The sequence below is a fragment of the Allobosea sp. 05T433 genome (genome assembly GCF_056396065.1).
This window is the reverse complement of sequence record NZ_JBFTKS010000011.1, coordinates 1-20,344: the sequence shown is the minus strand read 5'-3', so window position 1 is coordinate 20,344 and position 20,344 is coordinate 1. Positions and strand designations below refer to the sequence as shown.

At 64.3% G+C, this 20,344-nt stretch carries 24 protein-coding genes; 11 read left to right on the top strand and 13 right to left on the bottom strand.

Annotation, left to right across the window (positions count from 1 at the left end; translation table 11 throughout):
• Window positions 1-4 precede the first annotated feature (4 nt).
• The gene (locus AC1DGP_RS16660) at window positions 5-910 is read right to left on the bottom strand and encodes a LysR family transcriptional regulator (RefSeq protein WP_441505490.1); all 906 of its coding nucleotides are present in this window, start codon (window positions 908-910) and stop codon (window positions 5-7) included.
• Between the two features lie 104 nt (window positions 911-1,014).
• On the opposite strand from AC1DGP_RS16660, the gene AC1DGP_RS16655 reads away from it, so the two are divergent.
• Window positions 1,015-2,196, top strand: coding sequence for an MFS transporter (locus AC1DGP_RS16655; RefSeq protein WP_441505489.1), 1,182 nt, complete (start codon window positions 1,015-1,017; stop codon window positions 2,194-2,196).
• Between the two features lie 55 nt (window positions 2,197-2,251).
• Window positions 2,252-3,286 (top strand): aldo/keto reductase, encoded by a 1,035-nt coding sequence (locus AC1DGP_RS16650; protein WP_441491893.1) that lies wholly within the window; start codon window positions 2,252-2,254, stop codon window positions 3,284-3,286.
• A 36-nt stretch (window positions 3,287-3,322) separates the two neighbouring features.
• On the opposite strand, the gene AC1DGP_RS16645 is transcribed toward AC1DGP_RS16650, so the two are convergent.
• The 3 genes from AC1DGP_RS16645 to AC1DGP_RS16635 are packed head-to-tail and all read right to left on the bottom strand — an operon-like array spanning window position 3,323 to window position 4,746.
• The gene (locus AC1DGP_RS16645) at window positions 3,323-3,814 is read right to left on the bottom strand and encodes a DUF2165 family protein (RefSeq protein ID WP_441491894.1); all 492 of its coding nucleotides are present in this window, start codon (window positions 3,812-3,814) and stop codon (window positions 3,323-3,325) included.
• Window positions 3,807-4,142 (bottom strand): tetratricopeptide repeat protein, encoded by a 336-nt coding sequence (locus tag AC1DGP_RS16640; RefSeq protein ID WP_441491895.1) that lies wholly within the window; start codon window positions 4,140-4,142, stop codon window positions 3,807-3,809. The genes AC1DGP_RS16645 and AC1DGP_RS16640 overlap by 8 nt, the downstream gene beginning before the upstream one ends.
• Before the next feature lie 7 nt (window positions 4,143-4,149).
• Window positions 4,150-4,746, bottom strand: a complete 597-nt coding sequence (locus tag AC1DGP_RS16635; protein WP_441505488.1) for a superoxide dismutase — start codon at window positions 4,744-4,746, stop codon at window positions 4,150-4,152.
• Between the two features lie 83 nt (window positions 4,747-4,829).
• Here AC1DGP_RS16635 and AC1DGP_RS16630 point away from each other — a divergent pair, with 83 nt between their 5' ends.
• On the top strand, window positions 4,830-5,489 hold the full coding sequence (locus AC1DGP_RS16630; protein ID WP_441491897.1) for a helix-turn-helix transcriptional regulator: 660 nt from the start codon (window positions 4,830-4,832) through the stop codon (window positions 5,487-5,489).
• Here the strand turns inward: AC1DGP_RS16630 and AC1DGP_RS16625 are convergent.
• Window positions 5,481-6,113: a 2'-5' RNA ligase family protein gene (locus AC1DGP_RS16625; protein WP_441491898.1), complete on the bottom strand. Its 633-nt coding sequence runs from the start codon at window positions 6,111-6,113 to the stop codon at window positions 5,481-5,483. The two genes, AC1DGP_RS16630 and AC1DGP_RS16625, sit on opposite strands and share 9 nt — an antisense overlap.
• 181 nt (window positions 6,114-6,294) lie before the next feature.
• Window positions 6,295-6,777 carry a MarR family winged helix-turn-helix transcriptional regulator gene (locus AC1DGP_RS16620; protein ID WP_441491899.1) on the bottom strand — a complete coding sequence of 161 codons (483 nt, stop codon included), beginning with the start codon at window positions 6,775-6,777 and terminating at the stop codon, window positions 6,295-6,297.
• 87 nt (window positions 6,778-6,864) lie between these two features.
• Between AC1DGP_RS16620 and AC1DGP_RS16615 the strand changes: the two genes are divergently transcribed.
• Window positions 6,865-7,227, top strand: a complete 363-nt coding sequence (locus AC1DGP_RS16615; RefSeq protein WP_441491900.1) for a DUF488 domain-containing protein — start codon at window positions 6,865-6,867, stop codon at window positions 7,225-7,227.
• A gap of 1 nt (window position 7,228) precedes the next feature.
• Window positions 7,229-8,152, top strand: a complete 924-nt coding sequence (locus tag AC1DGP_RS16610) for a PLP-dependent cysteine synthase family protein (protein ID WP_476824936.1) — start codon at window positions 7,229-7,231, stop codon at window positions 8,150-8,152.
• A gap of 102 nt (window positions 8,153-8,254) precedes the next feature.
• On the opposite strand, the gene AC1DGP_RS16605 is transcribed toward AC1DGP_RS16610, so the two are convergent.
• A complete protein-coding gene (locus AC1DGP_RS16605) occupies window positions 8,255-9,154 on the bottom strand; it encodes a LysR family transcriptional regulator (protein ID WP_441491902.1) in 900 nt (299 codons plus the stop codon).
• A gap of 105 nt (window positions 9,155-9,259) precedes the next feature.
• Here AC1DGP_RS16605 and AC1DGP_RS16600 point away from each other — a divergent pair, with 105 nt between their 5' ends.
• The 4 genes from AC1DGP_RS16600 to AC1DGP_RS16585 all read left to right on the top strand — a co-directional run bounded on the left by AC1DGP_RS16600 (window position 9,260) and on the right by AC1DGP_RS16585 (window position 12,615).
• Window positions 9,260-10,249, top strand: a complete 990-nt coding sequence (locus AC1DGP_RS16600) for a zinc-dependent alcohol dehydrogenase family protein (RefSeq protein WP_476832353.1) — start codon at window positions 9,260-9,262, stop codon at window positions 10,247-10,249.
• Between the two features lie 327 nt (window positions 10,250-10,576).
• Window positions 10,577-10,975 carry an MAPEG family protein gene (locus AC1DGP_RS16595; protein ID WP_441491904.1) on the top strand — a complete coding sequence of 133 codons (399 nt, stop codon included), beginning with the start codon at window positions 10,577-10,579 and terminating at the stop codon, window positions 10,973-10,975.
• A 36-nt stretch (window positions 10,976-11,011) separates the two neighbouring features.
• Window positions 11,012-11,365, top strand: a complete 354-nt coding sequence (locus AC1DGP_RS16590; protein ID WP_476769066.1) for a YciI family protein — start codon at window positions 11,012-11,014, stop codon at window positions 11,363-11,365.
• Window positions 11,365-12,615, top strand: a complete 1,251-nt coding sequence (locus AC1DGP_RS16585; RefSeq protein ID WP_476775426.1) for an RNA polymerase sigma factor — start codon at window positions 11,365-11,367, stop codon at window positions 12,613-12,615. The genes AC1DGP_RS16590 and AC1DGP_RS16585 overlap by 1 nt, the downstream gene beginning before the upstream one ends.
• A gap of 376 nt (window positions 12,616-12,991) precedes the next feature.
• Here the strand turns inward: AC1DGP_RS16585 and AC1DGP_RS16580 are convergent, their stop codons facing one another.
• Genes AC1DGP_RS16580 through AC1DGP_RS16565 form a run of 4 tightly spaced genes read right to left on the bottom strand, consistent with a single transcriptional unit; the run spans window position 12,992 to window position 17,406 of the window.
• Window positions 12,992-14,143 carry an MFS transporter gene (locus tag AC1DGP_RS16580; RefSeq protein ID WP_441505486.1) on the bottom strand — a complete coding sequence of 384 codons (1,152 nt, stop codon included), beginning with the start codon at window positions 14,141-14,143 and terminating at the stop codon, window positions 12,992-12,994.
• 40 nt (window positions 14,144-14,183) lie between these two features.
• Window positions 14,184-14,498 (bottom strand): hypothetical protein, encoded by a 315-nt coding sequence (locus AC1DGP_RS16575; protein ID WP_441505485.1) that lies wholly within the window; start codon window positions 14,496-14,498, stop codon window positions 14,184-14,186.
• A complete protein-coding gene (gene guaA / locus AC1DGP_RS16570) occupies window positions 14,495-16,057 on the bottom strand; it encodes a glutamine-hydrolyzing GMP synthase (RefSeq protein WP_441491912.1) in 1,563 nt (520 codons plus the stop codon). Before guaA ends, AC1DGP_RS16575 begins: the two co-directional genes overlap by 4 nt.
• Before the next feature lie 50 nt (window positions 16,058-16,107).
• On the bottom strand, window positions 16,108-17,406 hold the full coding sequence (locus AC1DGP_RS16565; RefSeq protein WP_441505484.1) for an RsmB/NOP family class I SAM-dependent RNA methyltransferase: 1,299 nt from the start codon (window positions 17,404-17,406) through the stop codon (window positions 16,108-16,110).
• Window positions 17,407-17,818: 412 nt separating this feature from the next.
• Between AC1DGP_RS16565 and AC1DGP_RS16560 the strand changes: the two genes are divergently transcribed.
• Together AC1DGP_RS16560 and AC1DGP_RS16555 are read left to right on the top strand one after the other, a co-directional pair.
• On the top strand, window positions 17,819-17,959 hold the full coding sequence (locus AC1DGP_RS16560; protein WP_441505483.1) for a hypothetical protein: 141 nt from the start codon (window positions 17,819-17,821) through the stop codon (window positions 17,957-17,959).
• Window positions 17,960-18,179: 220 nt separating this feature from the next.
• Window positions 18,180-19,349: a glycerophosphodiester phosphodiesterase gene (locus AC1DGP_RS16555; RefSeq protein ID WP_441505482.1), complete on the top strand. Its 1,170-nt coding sequence runs from the start codon at window positions 18,180-18,182 to the stop codon at window positions 19,347-19,349.
• A gap of 72 nt (window positions 19,350-19,421) precedes the next feature.
• Here AC1DGP_RS16555 and AC1DGP_RS16550 read toward each other — a convergent pair whose 3' ends face one another.
• Window positions 19,422-19,691, bottom strand: coding sequence for a hypothetical protein (locus tag AC1DGP_RS16550; RefSeq protein ID WP_162768527.1), 270 nt, complete (start codon window positions 19,689-19,691; stop codon window positions 19,422-19,424).
• 231 nt (window positions 19,692-19,922) lie between these two features.
• Window positions 19,923-20,344 (bottom strand): amino acid ABC transporter ATP-binding protein (locus AC1DGP_RS16545; protein ID WP_476832321.1); only part of this gene is annotated, 422 nt, incomplete at its 5' end.

The window sequence follows — 20,344 nt, the reverse complement described above, 5'->3', positions numbered from 1 at the left end:
AGGCTCAACCGACGCGCGCCTTCTCCCCCAGAAAATCGAGCAACGCCCGGATACGCGCCGGCAGAGGTCCGCCCTGCCCGAGATAGACGGCGTGCACCTCCTCGAGATCGCCCGGATTGCTCTCCTCCAGAACCGGCCGCAGTCTTCCGGCCCGAATATCCTCGCGCACGGTGAAGGTCGCCAGCCGCGCGAGCCCCACCCCCGCGACAGCCAGATGCCGCAATGCCTCGCCATCGCTGGTCTGCGTGCTGCCGACGATCGGGACGGTGACGGCTTGACCGCCATCGAGCAGCGGCCAGCCTTCTATGGTGCGGGCGTAGCAGAGGCCGATACGGTTATGGCCGTCGAGTTCCGCGACACTCTTCGGCTCGCCGAACCGCTCCAGATAGATCGGCGCCGCGACGATCGTCATGCGGGTCGCGCCGAGCTTGCGGGCGATGAGATTGGAGCTCTTCAGCGGACCGGCCCTGACCGCGACATCGGTACGCTCTTCCATGAGGTCGATGATGGCATCGGTCTGCACGAGGTTGAGCGTCACGCCCGGGTAGCGCGCCAGGAATTCCGGCACGACCGGCGCGAGAATATGCGTGCCGTAGGAGGCGTTGGTATTGAGGCGAATGCGGCCCGCCGGGCTCTCGCTGGAGGAGGCGCTACGCTCCGCCTCGTCCAGGTCGGCCAGGACACGGATGCTGCGCTCATAAAAGATGCCGCCTTCGGGCGTGAGCTGGAGCTTGCGCGTCGAGCGGTTGACCAGTCTCGTGCCAAGGCGGCTCTCCAGCCGGGCGACGAGCTTGCTGACGGCCGAAGGCGTCATCCGGAAGGCACGGGCCGCCGCCGAGAAGCCGCCGAGCTCGACGACCCGGGCAAAGACCTCCATCTCGCCGGAGCGGTTGATCTCCAAACGCGCCATGATGAATTCATCTCACAAATGATATTCCTTGCGGCAGTCTAACGCACGATGCTGCAGCGCGCCATCTTGCCGCGAGACATCCTCCCGTCTTGCGGACAACCACCATGCCCATTGCACTCTATGCTCTCACCGCCGGCGCCTTCGGCATCGGCGTCACCGAATTCGTCATCATGGGACTCCTGATCGAGGTCAGCGCCGATCTCGGCGTCTCGATCGCTTCGGCCGGCCTGCTGATCTCCGGCTATGCGCTGGGCGTCGTCGTGGGGGCGCCGCTGATGACAGCCTTCACCGCGCGCTGGCCGCGCAAAACCGTGCTGCTCGCCCTCATGGTCATCTTCACGCTCGGCAACGCCGCCTGCGCTCTGGCTCCGGACTACGGACTGCTGATGGCAGCGCGCATCCTCACCGCCTTCGCGCATGGCACCTTCTTTGGCGTCGGCTCGGTCGTCGCCACCGGCCTGGTGCCGCAGGAGCGCAAGGCCTCTGCCATCGCGATCATGTTCACCGGCCTGACGATCGCCAATATCCTCGGTGTGCCGTTCGGCACCTGGCTCGGGCAGCAGCTCGGCTGGCGCGCCACCTTCTGGGCTGTGACGCTCGTCGGCATCGTCGCGCTCGCCATCATCGCGGCCTTCGTGCCGAAGGATAAGGCGGCACCGGAGGCGAGCGACTGGCGCACCGATTTGAAGGCGATGGCGCAACGCCCCTTACTGCTCGGCCTGCTGACGACTGTCCTCGGCTTTGCCGGCGTCTTCGCGGTCTTCACCTATATCGCGCCAATCCTGACCAAGGTGACCGGGCTCGGCGATAGCCTGGTCTCACCGGTCATGCTCGTCTTCGGGGGTGGGTTGATCATCGGCAACCTGATCGGCGGGCGGCTGGCCGACCGTTACCTGGTCCCGACGGTGATCGGCAGCATGCTCGTCCTGGCGCTGGTGCTCGGGCTGATGACCTTCGCCATTCACGACGGCATCGCAGCCACCATCTTCGTCGGGCTGCTCGGCGCCGCCGGCTTCGCCACCGTCCCTCCCCTTCAGATCTGGGTGCTGGAGAAGGCTTCCGGGGCTGGCCAGAGCCTCGCCTCCAGCCTCAACATCGCCGCCTTCAATCTCGGCAATGCGCTCGGCGCCTGGGCGGGCGGCGCGGTGATCGACCATGGGCCCGGCCTGACGGCCGTCCCCCTCGTCGCAGCGCTGATGCCGATCGGCGGCCTCGTGGTCGCCCTCTGGAGCCTGCGCCTCGATCGCAAAGCCGCGGTCACGGCACCGGCCCTGAGTGGCTGCTGAGCGATTTCATCCAACCAGACTTATCTGCTCCATCACACCAACAAGGAGAGCCATCATGGACTATCGTAATCTCGGAGCATCCGGCCTCAAGGTCCCCGCCCTCAGCTTCGGCGCCGGAACCTTCGGTGGCCAGGGTCCGCTCTTCGGCGCCTGGGGCACCACCGACGCCAGAGAAGCCCGGCGACTGGTCGACATCTGCCTTGAGGCCGGTCTCACCCTGTTCGACACCGCCGATGTCTATTCCAACGGAGCGTCCGAGGAGGTGCTGGGCGAGGCGATCAAGGGGCGCCGCAACGAGGTGCTGATCTCGACCAAGACCAGCCTTCCGATGGGCGATGGACCAAACGATGCCGGATCGTCGCGCCCGCGCCTGATCAAGGCGGTCGAAGATGCGCTCCGCCGGCTCGGCACCGAGCATATCGACCTGTTGCAGCTCCACGCCTTCGATGCCCATACGCCGATCGAGGAGGTCCTGTCGACGCTCAGTGACCTCGTGCGCGCCGGCAAGCTCCGCTATGTCGGCGTCTCCAACTTTGCCGGCTGGGAGCTGATGAAGTCGCTCGCACTCGCGGAGAGGCATGGCTACCCGCGCTATGTCGCGCATCAGGTCTATTACTCGCTGGTCGGGCGTGACTACGAATGGGAACTGATGCCGCTCGGGCGCGACCAGGGCGTGGGCGCATTGGTCTGGAGCCCGCTCGGCTGGGGCCGCCTCACCGGTAGGCTGCGCCGCGGCCAGCCGCTGCCGGAGGGAAGCCGCCTGCACCAGACCGCCGAGTTCGGTCCGCCGGTCGACGATCACAGGCTCTATGCGGTGGTCGATGCGCTCGACGAGGTCGCCAAGGAGACCGGCCGATCGGTACCGCAAATCGCGATCAACTGGCTGCTTCAGCGCCCGACCGTGTCGAGCGTCATCATCGGCGCCCGCAACGAGGAGCAGCTCCGGCAGAATCTCGGAGCGGTCGGCTGGTCGCTGACTGCAGAGCAGATCGCACGGCTGGATGCAGCAAGCAGCGTGACCGCGCCTTATCCCTATTTTCCCTATCGCCGTCAGGCGGGGTTTGCGCGGCTCAACCCGCCCATCGTCTGAGACAGCAGGACAAGCCAGCCTGACGCCCGAGCGGCGTCAGGCATTGACTGCCAGCGCAGCCACAACGGTCATGGTGAGCAGGGCGATCTGCGTCAGCTGAAGTTCGCCCTGACGGATCCAGTAGCCAAACCAGAGCCCGCCGCTCATCATCGACAGCCAGACCAGCGCCATCACGCCCAGCCCCGCAGTCGAGAACCAGATGCCCCGCGCCGGAGCCGCGGCAGTCAGGCAGGCACGGATCAACTCAAACCCACCAAGGCCGAGCAGCGCTGTCGCAAGGGCCTGCATCGCGAGGATTGCGGCAAGCGCGAGAACAGACCAGTGATCGCAGCGCAGCGCCCGCCGGAGCAGCGGCGTCGGGATCGCGGGCTCCTCCCTGAGTGGCGTCATCGCCAATGTTCGCGCAATGGCGCCGGCCGCCCCACGGAAGTCGCCAATATTGTTCAGGACCGTGATCGCCGACCAGAGCGAAAGACCGCAGACCAGCATCGTCTTGAACAGCAGGATCGCTGAGGGCAGATCAGGCACGATCCACGTCTCCGGCAGGTTTTGAAGCGCGTTTGAGGAGGACCTGCATCTGCCGGGCGGACTGAATGTCGCCTCGCCGCTCGGCCGCCGAAATTCCACGCTGCCACGCTGTGCACGCCGCTTCCGTCCGCCCCGCCAGCAACCGGGCGCGGCCAAGCAGCGCCCATGCCGCCGAATAATCAGGATCAAGCGCGACCGCGCGCTCGAGGTGTACGATCGCGGCCGGGCCGTCGCCGCTCTTCAGGCAGGCGGCGCCAAGGGCGAAGCGGAGGATGTGGCTCTCGGCGCCAGCCGCGAGCCGCGCCGAGAGCCGCTCAGCGAGTCCCATCATCGGCTCAGGCCGGCAAGCGCGACGCGACCACATCCCAGTCGACGAGATGATCGACGAAGGCCTGGAGGTAATCGGCACGGCGGTTGCGATAGTCGACATAATAGGAATGCTCCCAGACATCGCAGCCGAGCAGCGGCGTCTGGTCATGGACCAGCGGGTTGATCGCGTTGGCTGATTTGGTGACGGCAAGACGCCCTTCCCGCGTCTGCACCAGCCAGACCCAGCCGGAACCGAACTGGGCAAGGCCCTGCTTCACGAACTCGGCCTTGAAGGCATCGATCGTTCCGAAGTCGCCCTTCAGCCGGGCTTCCAGCCTGCCGGGCATGCCGCCGGCATCGGGCCTTAGCGAGGGCCAGAAGAAATTGTGGTTCCAGTGCTGGCCGGCATTGTTGAAGATCGCCTCTGCGCCCGGTCTTTCGAAGGAGCCGCGAATGATCTCCTCAAGGCTCAAACCTTCGAAGGCCGAGCCCGGAACAAGCTCGGTGAGCTTGGTGACGTAAGCTTGATGGTGCTTGCCGTGATGCAGGTCCAGCGTCTCTGCCGACATGACGGGCGCCAACGCATCGAGGGCGTAAGGCAGGCTCGGAACCGTGAAGGGCATCGTCATCTCCAGCGCAGCTTGCAGCGGGTTGCTGCAAGCTCTATAAAACAAGTATTGACTTGGAATATTGGCGCTCCTGAAATATGTCAAGCTACGACTTGGAAAATGCATCATCACTGCCCCGTCCGCCGGCTGACCGGCTGCTGACCCTGCTGAAGACACGCGGCGCACAGACCGCGGCTGATCTGGGAAGGGCGCTTGGCACCACGGGCGAGAACGCGCGGCAGCAACTCGCGAAGCTCGCGACCGAAGCCCTTGTCGAAACCGAGACCGTGTCCCGAGGTGTCGGCCGCCCAACCCAGTTCTGGCGTTTGACCGACAAGGGTCAGGCGCGCTTCCCCGACAGCCATGCGGAGCTCACGGTCAGCCTGTTGCGGTCCGTGCGCGAACTCCTGGGGGCAGACGCGCTCGACCGTTTGATCAACGCCCGCGAAACCGAGATGCGAACCGCCTATCAGGCAGCCATGGCGGGCGCCGAAGGGCTGGAGGCCCGCATTGCGGCGCTCACCGAGATCCGGAGCCGCGAAGGCTATATGGCCGAATGGCAGCGATCGGACGATGGCTGGCTTCTGATCGAGAACCACTGTCCGATCTGCGCCGCGGCGTCGATTTGCCAGGGGTTTTGCCGCGCCGAACTCGCGATCTTCAGAGACGCGCTCGGACCGGGCTGTTCGGTCGAACGAGAGGAACACATCCTTCATGGCGCGCGGCGCTGCGCTTACCGCATTCGACCTTCAACATAGCGGGTGCAGCGGCCAGCGCCCCAGAATCTCGTATCGGCCTTGTCCCTGGAAACTCTCGATCAGGACAAAGTCGCGGGCAACCCAGCCGATCGGCCGCTCGAGCCCCATGGGAGGTACGAGTTCGCGGTCGTATAATATGGTCACATGGGGCGTCGAACCTGCCTGACCACCCGGTTTCAGCCCGACCCTCTTGAGCGCTCGATCGATGTTGCGGCGCAGTGTCGAAAGCGCGGCGAGATCCTCCCCGCAGCACAGGACAAGGGCGTGAGGTTCACCGCCGCTGAAACTGAGGAACCGGTCAAGGCTCACGGCGAACTGATGGGCCTCGACCATTCGGCCGGCTTCCAGCGCTGCGGCGATGATTTCCCTCGGCAATTCGATGAAATTGCCGACCTTGTTGAGCGAGACATGGAGCAGGCTCGGCGGGCGCAGCCGACCGTGCAGCTTGAACTCGGCGCGAAGGTCGCCGGCGAGATGGGAAATGTAGCTCGCTGTGTCCGGCTCCGGCAGGAGCGCGAAGAAGATTGCGACGCTTTCGCGATTGCCTGCCCGCGGGGGGCCGCGAAGGTTCTGCGGAAGACTGAGATCCGGAAACGACAGATCACACGCGTCGACAGGTGTCATCTCGCACCTCGCTCTCGACCTGTCCGGCAAGACGCCCGACCGCTACCGCAGCACGAAATCCGATACGCTTGTCCTGCTGCCCGCTAGCCAGGCCCTCCAATCGCAGCGCGACCGACCTCAGCGCCCGATGCTCGCCGGAGGGGGACCAGGGCGCGCACTCGACCAAGAGATTTTGGAGCTTTCAAGGCAATCGTGATCCGGGCTTCGCCTCGTTCAGCGCCTCGCTGTGGTCTGCGAGCTCGCGCGCCAGTCCAGGCCTCAGGATCTGCGCGAGACGGGCTTGGGCCTGACGCCAGACCGGCAGGGCCTCCTGTAACCGCCGTACGCCGGCTTCGGTCAGCCACACTGCACGACGCCGCAAGTCTGCCTCCACCACCGCGATCTCGATCAGCCCCTCGCGTTCCAGCGTACGCAGATTGCGCGACAGCGTGGATTGCTCGAGCCCGGTCCGCTGAGCGAGTGCGCCGAGCGTATCGTCGCCGATGGTCGCGATCTGCGCCATCAGCCCGGCTTGCGCCGCGGTAAGGCCAAGGGCCGCCATGTCCCGATCGATGAACAGCGAAATGCGTCGCGCCGCCAGCCGGGCATTCCAGGCCGGGCAAGCGTCGACCAGGGCGCGAGCCTCGCGTCGCAGGCTGCCTTGCGATTGCTTCCCAGCTCTCATGGTTATATGCATCTACAATACATGTAGATGCATGGAAATGGGCGTCGCGCGATCCGGGCGCCTCGTTCCCCACGTGGCAGACGTCCAATGGCCTCATTCGTCCTGAAGCGCGTCTACGACCACCGGGCCGCCAATGACGGCAAGCGCATCCTGGTCGACCGGCTTTGGCCGCGCGGCATCTCCAGGGACAAGGCGCATATCGACCTCTGGCTCAAGGAGATCGCGCCGAGCAATGCCCTGCGGAAGCAGTTTCACGGCAAGCCGGATGATTGGGATGCGTTCCGCGCGGCCTATGCGGACGAATTGACGAGCGAAGCGGCGCAAGCGGCCACCAGGGAGCTTTTCCGGCATCTGCGCGAAGGTCCGGTGACCCTGCTCTACGCGGCGCGTGACGAAGAGCGGAACAATGCGGTTGCGCTCAAGATCTGGCTCGAACAGCAGGGCGCCTGAGATGAACCACCCGGACCGAACCATCCTGGACCTCGTCGGCAACACCACCCTCCTCGCGCTGCGGCGGATCGCACCGGCAAACGGCGCCCGGATCCTGCTGAAGCTGGAAAGCGAAAACCCGACGGGGAGCATGAAGGACCGCATGGCGCTGGCGATGGTCGAGGCCGCCGAAGCGGACGGCCGCCTGAAGCCGGGAGGTTCCGTCGTCGAATATACCGGCGGAAGCACGGGCGTCTCCCTCTCGCTGGTCTGTGCCGTGAAGGGTTACCCGCTGCATATCGTGACCTCGGACGCGTTCGCGCGAGAGAAGCTCGAGCATATGAAACTGCTGGGCGCCCAGCTTCAGATCATTCCCAGTGAGAGCGGCCGCATGACCGAGAAGCTCACCCGCGACATGATCGAAGCCGCACGGGTCCTTGCCGCCGAGACCGGCAGTTTCTGGACCGACCAGATGAAGAACCGCGACCAGATGTCGGCCTATCACCGGATGGCTGACGAAGTCTGGGCGCAGACGAAGGGCAGGATCGACGGCTTCGTCCAGAGCGTCGGCACCGCCGCCTCGCTCCGCGGAACCGGCGAGGCGCTGCGCCGGCACAATGCCGCGATCGCAATTGCGGCCGTGGAGCCCGCCGAATCCCCGGTGCTGTCGGGCGGCGCGACCGGAGCCCACAAGATCGACGGGATCGGCGCCGGCTATGTCGTGCCGCTCTGGGAGAAGGACATCGCCGACCGGATTGATCTGGTTTCGACCGAGGAGGCTGCCACCATGGCCCGCCGCCTCGCCCGAGAGGAAGGCCTCTTCGCGGGAACGTCGACGGGAGCCAATGTCGTCGCAGCGCTACGCCTCGCCGAGCAGTTCGGCCCCGGCGCGACCATCGTCACCGTGATGTGCGATACCGGTATGAAATATCTCAGCAAGCACTGAGGCGCTGCCGGCCGACGCACGACACTCCGTTCTTGTCCGGTGGGGATGGAATGGGCGGCCGAAAGCGCCTTGAAGTCGTCGCKACGCCCTATGCCCTGCATTTCAGGCCATGAGCCTGGGCAGCGCCGATGCCAGCGCATCGACGGCGAGACGTACCTTGCGCGGCAGGTGAGGCGTCTGCAGCCATAGCGCGTAGTTGTCGAACACATATCCCGGCTCATTCAGCAACAACGGCACAAGCTTGCCTGCCTGAATGCGCTCCTGAATCAGCCAAGATGGCAGCCAGGCAAGGCCCAGGCCGGAAGCTGCGGCATCGGCCACGGCATCAAGGTCGTCGAGCCGCAACCGGCCGACCGGCGCAACCTCCACCGGTGGCTGGCCCTCGCGCGCGAACAGCCACGGGTGAATCCAGCCCGGCCGGCTGTAGATGATGGCGTGATGCCGACCGATCTCCTCGATCTGACCGGGCCGGCCGTGTGTCTCGAGATAGGACGGCGACGCGCAGACGAGCATCCGGTGACGAGCGATGCGTCGCGCGATCACGCCTGTCTTGTTCGCCAGCTCGCCTGTCCGGATGGCGAGATCGTAGTTCCCTTCGGCAAGATCGACGATGCGGTCGCTGAACGACAGATCAAGCTCCAGCGCGGGATGGCGCCGCGCGAGCTCCAGCAGGATGGGCGCAACGCAGCATCGGCCGAGGAGCGCAGGCATGGTGACACGCAGCTTTCCGCGCGGTTCTGAAAGCTGGTCGGCAGCGAGCGCATCTGCAGCCTCGGCTTCGGCCAGAACGACGCGGCAGCGATCGAAATAGGTGCGCCCGAAATCCGTCAGGCTCTGGCGGCGCGTGGTGCGGTTGATGAGGCGCACGCCCAGCCGCTCTTCCAGGAAGCGGACATGCTTGCCGACCATCGGCCCCGACAGATCGAGAGCCTCGGCGGCAGCCGCGAACGAGCCCAAGTCAACGGCTTTGACGAACACGGCCATGCTCGTAAGGCGATCCATCTTTCAGAACCCATAGTTTTGACTGATCTTCCGATTCAGCCATTTATCCGCGGCACGGCCCGAACGCATAGCTTATTCGGTTCAAATAATTTGGAGTTACAGCCAATGGCACGCGTCGTTCGCTTTCATGAGCATGGTGGTCCGGAGGTCTTGCGCATCGAGACCGTGACGGTTCCGGCTCCCGGCCGAGGCGAGGTGCAGATCCGGGTCAAGGCGCTCGGGCTGAACCGCGCCGAGGCGTTGCTGCGCGCCGGCACCTATATCGAGACACCGACTTTGCCGTCCGGTCTCGGCCTTGAGGCAGCAGGCATCATTGAAGCCGTCGGCGACGATGTGGAAGGGTTGGTACTTGGCGACGCCGCCAGCGTGGTGCCACCCGTGTCGATGGTGCGCTGGCCCGCCTATGGCGAGCTTGCCACGTTTCCAGCCGAACTCGTCGTGAAGCATCCGCCATCGCTCAGTTTCGAAGCGGCTGCCGCCTTCTGGATGCAGTACCTCACCGCCTATGGGGCGCTTATCGACATCGCCAAGCTCCGCAGGGAGGACTTTGTCGTCATCACGGCTGCATCAAGCAGCGTTGGACTTGCCGCGCTCCAGATTGCCAAGACGGTGGGCGCGACCACGATCGCGGTCACGCGCACCTCAGGCAAAAAGCAGGCCCTGCTCGCCTTTGGCGCGACCCATGTCGTCGCTTCGGCCGAGGAAGATCTGGAAGCGCGGCTGTCGGACATCGCTGGCCGGAATGGTGTACGCGTCGTGCTCGATCCGATCGGCGGCCCGATATTCGGCCCGCTGACGGCCGCGATGTCGCGGGGTGGCATTCTCATCGAATATGGCGGTTTGAGCCCTGAACCGCCCCCCTTCCCGCTCTTCGCCGTCCTCAGCAAGACGCTGACGCTCCGCGGCTACCTCGTACACGAGATCCTCAGTGATCCCGCGCGGCTCGAGGCGGCCAAGGCGTTCATCCTCGACGGGCTGGCGTCCGGATCGCTTCAGCCGACCATCGCCAGGATCTTTCCGTTCGACMAGATCGTCGAGGCGCACCGGTTCCTGGAGTCGAACGAACAATTCGGCAAGATCGTCGTGACGATCTGATCGCTCGTGCGTTCTCCCGCCGGAGGCGCGGCGCCTCCAAGGACCGGACTTCACCGCGAAGTCTATCCGCATTGGGCGATCGAATGAATTTCAGGCTATATTTATCCGCTGTGAGGCACAGTATCGAAATGTAATATCATACGAACGACTTCACCCTTTTCCATCAGAGTAATTCTTCATAGAATTTCATACCACTGGCCCAGGCGGCCAATTTACCCTAGCGGATGCCACCCGGCATGCTCGTTTGAAATTTTTTGCCTGGATGTCGAAATCCGGGATTGGGCAGCGTTCTTGGGGCATCGAAACCAAGCTGAATGGCCCAACCTGATGATTTTTCCGATTACCTCGCTCTATGCGATCCCCCTGGCCGTGATCTTTCTGGCCCTGTGGATCGGCGTCACCAAAACCCGCTCGGCATTGAGCGTCTCCATCGGAGATGCAGGCAATGCCAATCTGCACGAACGCATCCGCCGGCATGGCAATTTCGTCGAATGGGTGCCGATGATCCTCATCCTGATGGTGCTGGCCGAGGGCCAGGGCGCCGGCCCGCTCTGGCTCCATGCCGCCGGGCTGCTGGTCGTCATCGGGCGGATTTTGCACCCCATCGGACTGCGCGCCAATGCCCCCACCCATCCCCTGCGGATCGCGGGTAACTCCGCCTGCATCCTTGCGACACTGACGCTGACCGCGGCCCTCGCCCTCGCGGCGCTTGGCTCTCGCCCCTGACACCTCCCCGAACCTGCCCAACACCGGAGACCTGACATGCAGTACATGGCGCTGATCTATAGTGACCCGTCCCTCGAGCCAGCCTATGGCACGCCTGAATTCGAGGTGATGATGAAGGGGTATTTCGACTTCAACGAAACCCTGAAGGCGGCGGGCGCTTATGTGGCGGGCGAAGGCCTGAAGGATGTCGAGACCGCCACGAGTCTGAGGATTCGCGGAGGCAAGGTGGAGACGATGGATGGCCCCTTTGCCGAGACCAAGGAACGCCTCGGCGGGTACTATATTTTCGAGGTTCCCGACCTGGATGCCGCCCTGCACTTCGCAGCGATGATCCCGTCGGCGGCCTATGGGACGATCGAAGTGCGGCCCGTGATGGACTACGACGCCTGATGTCGGAGGCCGCCCCCGATCCCCGATCGGTTTCCTGCGCCATCGAGAATATGGTGCGGATGGATCGGGGGCGGCTTCTGTCTGCGCTGATTGTTCAGCTGAAGAATTTTCAGCTTGCCGAGGACGCGCTGCAGGACGCCCTGGCCTCGGCGGTGGTGCATTGGGGAAGGACGGGGCTGCCTGCCTCGCCTCAGGGCTGGCTCTTGAAGGTCGCGCTGCGCAAGGCGATCGATCGCTTGCGCAAGTCGGCCCGTGAGGACCGCAAGGCTGGCGAGATCGCCCGGCTTTCCCTAGCCGAAGCAGCCGAGACGACGACCGAGGATATTGCCGACGAACGCCTGCGGCTGATCTTCACCTGCTGCCATCCGGCGCTGGAGCCCACGACCCGGGTCGCACTGACGCTTCGCACCCTGGGCGGATTGAGCACGGCCGACGTTGCCGCTGCTTTCCTCGACAACGAAACCACCATGGGCCAGCGCCTCTCGCGGGCACGGGCAAAGATACTCGCCGCCGGCATTCCCTATGCCGTACCCGGACCGGAAGCCTGGGCAGAGCGGCTGCAATCCGTCCTGACCGTCGTCTATCTCATTTTCAACCAGGCCTATTCGGGCACGGACGAATCTCACGCCAGTCCTTTGGGTGAAGAGGCCATCTATCTTGCGCGCATGTTGAATGGCCTGCGTCCGGACCAGGCCGAAATCGAGGGACTGCTGGCGCTGATGCTGATCACCGAAGCCCGCCGCGCGGCACGGCTCGATGCCGGCGGAACCAGCGTCCCACTTGCAGTGCAGGACCGTAGGCTTTGGGATGGCGCCCGGATTGCCGAAGGGCTGGCCTTGCTCGATCGTGCAGTGGCGCGACGCGCGCCGGGGGCCTTTCAGATCAAGGCGGCGATTGCCGCCTTGCATGTCCAGGCGGAGCCGCCCGACTGGCCGCAGATCGTCCTGCTCTATGATAGCCTGTTGCGGATCGAACCGACGCCGGTCGTCCGGTTGAACCGCGCCGTGGCATTGGCGGAAGCTGGCGCACTCCAAGCAGGCTTGCACGCTCTTGAGTTGCTTGCCTCAGCGCTCTCGGCCTATCAGCCGTTTCATGCGGCACGTGCCGAATTGCTGTCCCGCTCGGGCCCGACCGACGCCGCGCTTGCGGCCTTTGATCGCGCCATCGGCCTTGCGTCCAGTCCATCGGACGCGGTCTTTCTCAGGTGCCGCCGGGATCAGGTCGCCCGGCACGCGGCAGAGACATCTTAGGGACCGCACTGGCGGTCAATCTGATCCCAAATCCGGCGGTGAAGGAGCCCCTCAGGAGTTGGTCAAAGCCATGGCCTCGACAATCTGAGGAGCGCTATCGGCGATCAAAGGTCGTTGTCGCATGCACATACTCGCATACCCGCGAGCGGTGGGTGCTGGCCTGCTGCCGCCGCTCGCCCTCACTCCACTCGATTGTTTGAACAACGAATAACCAATGGACATTTCTCGCAAATCTAATCTGTAACCGCAAAAACTCCGACATCAGGACTGTCAAAAAGTTGGGGTCCTGATTTCAAAGGCAAGATCACCGGACCGTTGCCGAACCCGTCTCAGTATTCTTGAGAAGCCTGCCGGCGTCTGACTGCAGCCTCAACCATCAAGCAACGCTCCCCCTTTCCTTCGGGCCAGCCTGGGGAGCCGCTTGCAACAGGATGATCAGAAGCGGGACAATGACGACCATTCCGGCGGCCAGCATCACTCCGGATACGCCGGATACAGTCAATATCCGGGCGCCGAGGATGGCTCCGAAGCCGATGGCCGAATTGATGACCGCCGAGTGTATCGCGGCAGCGGACATGACTGTCGAACCGGCCGCGCGCAGGATCCAGGTCTGCAGGCCCGCGAACAGCGCCGCGATGGCGGCGCCCCAGATGACGAGCAAGACGAAGACCCAACCTGTTCCCAGCTGAGGACCGAACCATCCAAGGCCAACAAGCGCCAGGCACAAGGCAAACAGCCCTGCAGTGATGATGGACTTCATGAAGCGGTCGATGAGAAAGCCGGTCAGGATGTTCCCAAGGAATCCTGCTCCCCCAAAGCCGAACAGCAACACACCGATCATGACCTGGGGAAGATCCGGAATTTCTCCGAGGAATGGTTCGATAAAAGTGTACGCTGCGAAATTCGCCGCCGCCATGAATGCCGTTACAGCATAGATCCCCAGCAGGTCATGTCTGCGGAACACCGATCCAAGCTCTCTCCATCCTGCCGGCGATCCGGGCTGCATTTTGGGAAGAACTGCGATCATCAGGACCGAGGTAAGCAGCCCGACTGCGCCAATTGAGCCAAACGCTGCACGCCATCCACTCGCCTGACCGACGAGGTCCGCGAGCGGCACGCCGACAACGGTCGCCATCGAGATCCCGCCGAATATGATTGCGGTTGCAACACCCATACGGTGGGACGGTGCAATCTGTGACGCGACCGCAGCAGCCATGGCCCAGAAGAAACCGTGAACGACAGCGCCCACCGCGCGTGCCAGCAACAACCCGTCGAAGCTGTGGGAAATCATCGCCGCAAGATTGGTCGCGGAAAGAATGAGCATCAAGACGATGAGCAATGGCTTGCGAGGAAACTTCTGGAGCAGAACGACCGACAACAGGCCGCTCGCGGCGCCGATCCAGGCATAGAGCGTCACCGTGAGCCCGACCGAGGCCTGATCTCGCCCCAGATCCAGGGCGATCTGGGACAGCAGCCCGATCGGCGCGAACTCGGTCGTGACCATTGTGAACGAGGCGATGCCGAGCACGATTACCGCAAGCCAGATGCGGAGCGGAGAATCTGTATTTTCAGGTCTCATTGTAGGAGACCGCTGCAAGACCCAGTGGACTCCTGCCCTTGATGACCTTCCGGTTCGTTTTACGCCTGTCCTCATCGACGAACGCGGCCCTGAGGCCGTTGTCTGCCAGGGTCAATTGCTCCTCTGCGGTCCGGCCCAATCCCTCGGCCGAGGGGATGAGATTTTCGCTTACGTGACCTCTAAAATACGTTGGATCACCGGAGTTGACCGGAACGCAGATGCCGGCATGGAAGAGCCGGCGCAGATTGTGATGTTCGAGGCCGGGAAAGACCCTCAGCGCGACATTCGAGCGGGTCTGAATCACTCCCACTCGATCGTACCGGGCGGCTTCGACGTCACGTCGTAGACGACCCGGTTGATGCCCTTGACCTCGTTGATGATACGAGTCGCGGTGCGGCCGAGGAAGGCCATGTCGTAGGGATAGAAATCGGCCGTCATGCCGTCCACCGAGGTGACGGCACGCAACGCGCAGACATGGTCGTAGGTTCGGTGGTCACCCATCACGCCGACGGTGCGCACCGGCAGCAGCACGGCAAAAGCCTGCCAGATCACGTCGTAGAGACCGGCCTTGCGGATCTCCTCGAGGTAGATCGCGTCGGCCTTGCGCAGGATGTCGAGCTTTTCCTTGGTGATCTCGCCGGGGCAGCGAATGGCGAGGCCCGGCCCCGGGAAGGGATGGCGGCCGACGAAGGCCTCGGGCAGGCCAAGCTCCCGGCCCAGCACGCGGACCTCGTCCTTGAACAGCTCGCGCAGCGGCTCGACGAGCTTCATCTTCATGCGCTCGGGCAATCCGCCGACATTGTGGTGCGACTTGATCGTCACCGAGGGCCCGCCGGAGAAGGAGACGCTCTCGATCACGTCGGGATAGAGCGTGCCCTGCGCCAGGAAATCGGCACCGCCGAGCTTGCGCGCTTCCTCGTCGAAGACCTCGATGAAGAGGCGGCCGATGGTCTTGCGCTTGGCCTCCGGATCGGAGCCGCATTTGGCGAGCTCGGCGAGGAAGAGTTCCTCAGCCTCCACATGCACGAGCGGGATATTGTAGCTGTCGCGGAACAGGCGCACGACCTCTTCCGCCTCGTTCATCCGCATCAGGCCGTGATCGACGAAGACGCAGGTGAGCTGGTCACCGATGGCCTCGTGGATCAGCACGGCGGCAACGGCGGAATCGACGCCGCCGGAAAGCCCGCAGATCACCCTGCCCTTGCCGACCTGCGCACGGATCTTGGCGATGGTCTCGGAGCGATAGGCGGACATGCTCCAATCCGGGACGCAGCCGCAGATATCGACGACGAAGTTGCGCAGCAGCTTGGCGCCGTCCGGCGTATGCACCACCTCCGGATGGAACATGGTCGAATAGAAACGCCGCTCCTCGTCGCTCGCCACCGCAAAGGGCGCGTTCTCCGAGGTCGCCTTGACCGAAAAACCAGCCGGCAACTGCGTGACGCGGTCGCCATGGCTCATCCACACCGGAAAGCGGCCGCCCTGGTTCCAGACCTCCCTGAACAGTGCCGAGGGCGCGACGATCTCGACATCGGCGCGGCCGAACTCGGCCGCATGCCCGCCCTCGACCTTGCCGCCGAGCTGATGCGCCATGGTCTGCTGACCATAGCAGATGCCGAGAAGCGGCAGGCCCGCCGAGAAGACTTCCTGGGGCGCACGCGGCGAATTTTCATCCGGCACCGAGGCCGGCCCGCCGGAAAAGATGACACCCTTCGGCTTCATCCGCTGAAAGGCCTCGGAGGCCGACTGGAACGGCGCGATCTCGCAATAGACGCCGATCTCGCGTACGCGACGCGCGATCAGCTGCGTGACCTGGCTACCGAAATCGATGATGAGGATGGAGTCGTGGGGCTTGCTCGTCATCGCGCCCGGTTACGCCATCACGCGCGCAGGCGCAACGGCGCAAGCGCGCCTCAGGCCTCGCGCCTGACGCAAGCCAGATAGAATCCGTCCGTCCCGGTGCGCTGCGGCGACAATTGCAGGCCAAGCGCGGTCGAGAACCGCGCGAGCAAAGCAAAGTCGCCTTCCCTCGACGACAGGATCTCCTGGCTCGGCACGAGGGTGAAGCCGGGGTGGCGCTGCAGGAACCCTGAAACGGCCCCGTCATTCTCATCCGGAAGCACCGAGCAGGTGACATAGGCAATACGACCGCCGGGTTTCACCAGGCGGGCTGCGCGCGCCAGCACCTCGGCCTGGTCCTTGATCCGCTCGGCGAGCGCGCCCGGTCTGACGCGCCATTTTGCGTCGGGATTACGCCGCCAGGTGCCGGAACCGGTGCAGGGCGCATCGACCAGGACGAGATCGGCCTCGCCAATGACTTCGCTGAGGGATTCATGGCCGCGGCTGCGCGGGACGCGGATCTGGACGATACTGGCGCCCGAGCGCGCCAGACGCTCATGCAGTGGCGCCAGACGACGGCTATCGAGATCGGTCGCGAACAGGCGACCCTGATTCTGCATCTGGGCAGCGAGAGCCAACGTCTTGCCTCCGGCGCCGGCGCAGAGGTCGACCACGGTCTCGCCGTGCTTGGCGCCGGCCAGTAGCGAGACGAGCTGCGAGCCCTCGTCCTGGATCTCGAAGGCGCCCTCGAAGAAGCTCGGCTCGCTCTGCAGCGAAGGGCCGCGCCCATCCGCCCCCGGCAGGAAGCGGATCGCATCAGGGGACCATGCCCCCGCCTCCGCTCCAAGATGAGCGAGTTCCGCCAACACTTTGGCCTGATTCGACTTAAGGCGATTGACGCGGATATCGATCGGCGCACGATCGGCCAGTGCGGCGCCTTCCGACACGGCCTGCTCGCCAAAGCTCGCTGAGAAAGCAGGCCAAAGCCACTCAGGCACATCGGCGCGGACCCAGCCCGGTGCGTCGTCGAGATCGAAGGTGATCAGCCGGGTCGCCTCCTCGCGCGTCAGCGGCGCGGGCGCGTGGTTCTCGCCCGAGCACAGTTCGGCGATCTCTTCCATCCGGAGTTCGCGCAGGCCGGCGAGCATGCCGAGAACCATCGCGCGCGAGGTCTCCTCGCCCATGGCGAAGGCCGAGGAGGAGCGGCGGCGGAGCGCGTCATAGACCAGGGTCGCAATTGCGGCACGATCCTTCGACCCGGCAAAGCGCCGCGACAGACCCCAATCCTTCAGGGCGTCGGATGCCGGCCGGCGACGCTGTATGATATCGTCCAGCACCTCGATGGCGGCGCTGATGCGGGCGGCAGGGGTCATTGCGTCGTTCCGTCTGGTGCCGGCGTGTGCGGCATAATCTCGGCGCTGTGGTGTCATATAGACGAGGCAGGGGCAACAACGTCTCGACCGGATACTTGAGGCGAAGGCATGTCCCGGACATTCCGTCCCGGTTGAGCAGACGTTCTGCTCCGCCGCTCACGGGCGCTCATGACCGGGCCACCACTCCGGCCGATCTTGCGGCACTCTCCCCGAATGCCGCAATCCGCATGGCGAGCCGGGCTTCCCGGGCTTACGGTCCTCATCGCAGGATGATCCGGCAACCGAGGCTGGTTGCGCTTGCTGCGTCCAGCTTGAAAATCGACGTATTACCATGTGAAGCCGTCTGCTTGACGAAGCGTCGTCGTCAGCGGCACACCGGGGGCGATCGCTCCGATCAAGTGGAAACCACGCCATGCAGCGCTTTTGCCGAATCACGCTTGCCGGTCTTCTTGCCCTGGCCCTCACGGCCTGCGCCACAACAGCGCCGCCAGACCTGACGCCGCCCCCGCAGAAGCGCCTCGACGCCAAGACGACGCTCGAAAACAAGCGCTGAGCCCGCAGCCGATCACAAGCGTCGCTCTGGCTTGGCCGGGCGACGCTTCTGCCGGGCCTCTCGATCGTCGTCCGTCAGGACGCGCCACGATACAGACCGGACGGGCAGCGCCCCCGCGCCTCGCCACAAAGTTGTCCTTGCGGCACAAGACCACTTCACGGAGCTGTCATATCGTCTGATCATGGTCGCGCGCTCTTGCCGCGATCAGGGAACAGATCCGATGAAACAGACGCTACTTTCGGCCACGTTGCTGGCCGCCCTTGCCTGCGGCGGCGTTGCTGCCACATCGCCCGCCTTCGCCCAACCCGTGCCGACCCTCGATGGGAAGAAGCCCCTCATCGTCGGTCACCGCGGCGCCAGCGGCCACAGGCCCGAGCACACGCTCGAATCCTACAAGCTGGCGATCGAACAGGGCGCCGATTTCATCGAGCCGGATCTTGTCGCGACCAAGGACGGCGTACTCGTCGCACGGCACGAGCCGATGCTGAGCGGCACCACGGACGTTTCGGAGCGACCGGAATTCGCTGCTCGCAAGACTGTCAGGAAGGTCGACGGTGTCGACACCAATGACTGGTTCGCCGGGGATTTCACCCTCGCGGAGATCAAGACGCTGCGCGCCAAGCAGGCGATGCCCGATCGCGACCAGTCGCATAATGGCAAGTTCCCGATCCCGACGCTGCAGGAGATCATCGATCTCGCCAAGGCMGAAAGCACCCGGACCGGCCGCACCATCGGCATCTATCCCGAGACCAAGCACCCGATCTTTCATGCCGCGATCGGGCTGCCGCTCGAGGACCGCCTGCTCGATCAGTTGAAGGCGGCCGGCTGGACCGAAAAGTCCTCGCCCGTGATCATCCAGAGCTTCGAGACGGCCAATCTCAAATATCTGCGCGGCAAGACGCAACTGCGCCTCGTCCAGCTCGTCGATGCCGATGACGTCGACAAGGATGGCGGCATCGTGCTGGCCGCGCCCTTCGACAAGCCCTACGATTTCGTCGTCACCGGCGACAAGCGCACCTTCAAGGACCTGGTCACGGCCGACGGGCTGAAGGAGATCAAGACCTATGCCGACGGCGTCGGACCGTGGAAGCCCTATATCCTCGCCGGCAAGCAGACGATCGGCGAGGACGGCAAGCCGAAGGATCTGAACGGCGACGGCAAGATCGACGAGCAGGATCGGGTGCTGATCGCGCCGACCAATGTCGTCAAGGACGCGCATGCGGCCGGACTCTTCGTCCATACCTGGACGTTCCGCAGCGAGCCGAAGCGGCTAACCTCGAATTTCAAGAGCGATCCCGCTGCCGAGTACAAGGCCTTCTTCGATCTCGGCATCGACGGGCTGTTCTCGGACTTCCCCGATGCCGCCGTGAAGGCCCGCGACGCCAAATAAGCCAGCCCCAACGATCAGCAGCCCGCCCCGGATCACCAGGGCGGGCTTTCTCTTGCACATTTCAGCGGGAGATCAATCGCAGACCCGCGTCGTCCGCCTGATCTCGCCACGCGGCGTTTCCTCGATGGTCCTCACGGTGCGGCAATCGCCGCGCCAGCTGCTGCGCTCCCAGCGGGCGCGATCGCGCATGCGCTCTTCGCGGCGGATTTCGCGGTCGATGGCGCGCTCGCGCGGCGAGCGTGGATCGACCGAGACGCCGCCCGGTCCAATGTTGATCGACTGGGCATAGGCGCCGCTCGTCGCAAGCAGGACAGCAGTCATCGTCGGAATGATGAATCTCATGATGCGTTCCTCCATTCTGCAGGCAAGAACGGGGTACATCCCGAATTGTTCCGGAATTTGATCGCGCCGATAGTGGAGAGATACGGGGGGCTATCTCTATCTATGCCTGTTGGATCAATCGCCATGGCAGCGTCCACTATGGCAGACGACGCTCGGTCCTCGCTCTAACCTTGACGCAGTTGCGGCGCGCCGAGGGTTCGGCGCGCCGCATGGTTCAAGTCTTGCCCGGCCTCAGTGCAGGATCTGGCTGAGGAAGAGCTTGGTGCGTTCGTGCTGCGGGTTCTTGAAGAACTCGTTGGGCTCGTTCATCTCAACGACCTGGCCGGCATCCATGAAGATGACGCGGTCGGCGACCTGGCGCGCAAAGCCCATCTCATGGGTGACGCAGAGCATGGTCATGCCCTCCTCGGCCAGGCTCACCATGGTGTCGAGCACCTCCTTGACCATCTCGGGGTCGAGCGCCGAGGTCGGCTCGTCGAACAGCATGATCTTCGGGCTCATGCAGAGCGAGCGCGCGATCGCGACGCGCTGCTGCTGGCCGCCCGAGAGCTGGCCCGGATATTTCAGCGCCTGCTCCGGGATCTTCACGCGCTTGAGATAGTGCATGCCGATCTCCTCGGCATCCTTCTTCGGCATCTTGCGCACCCAGATCG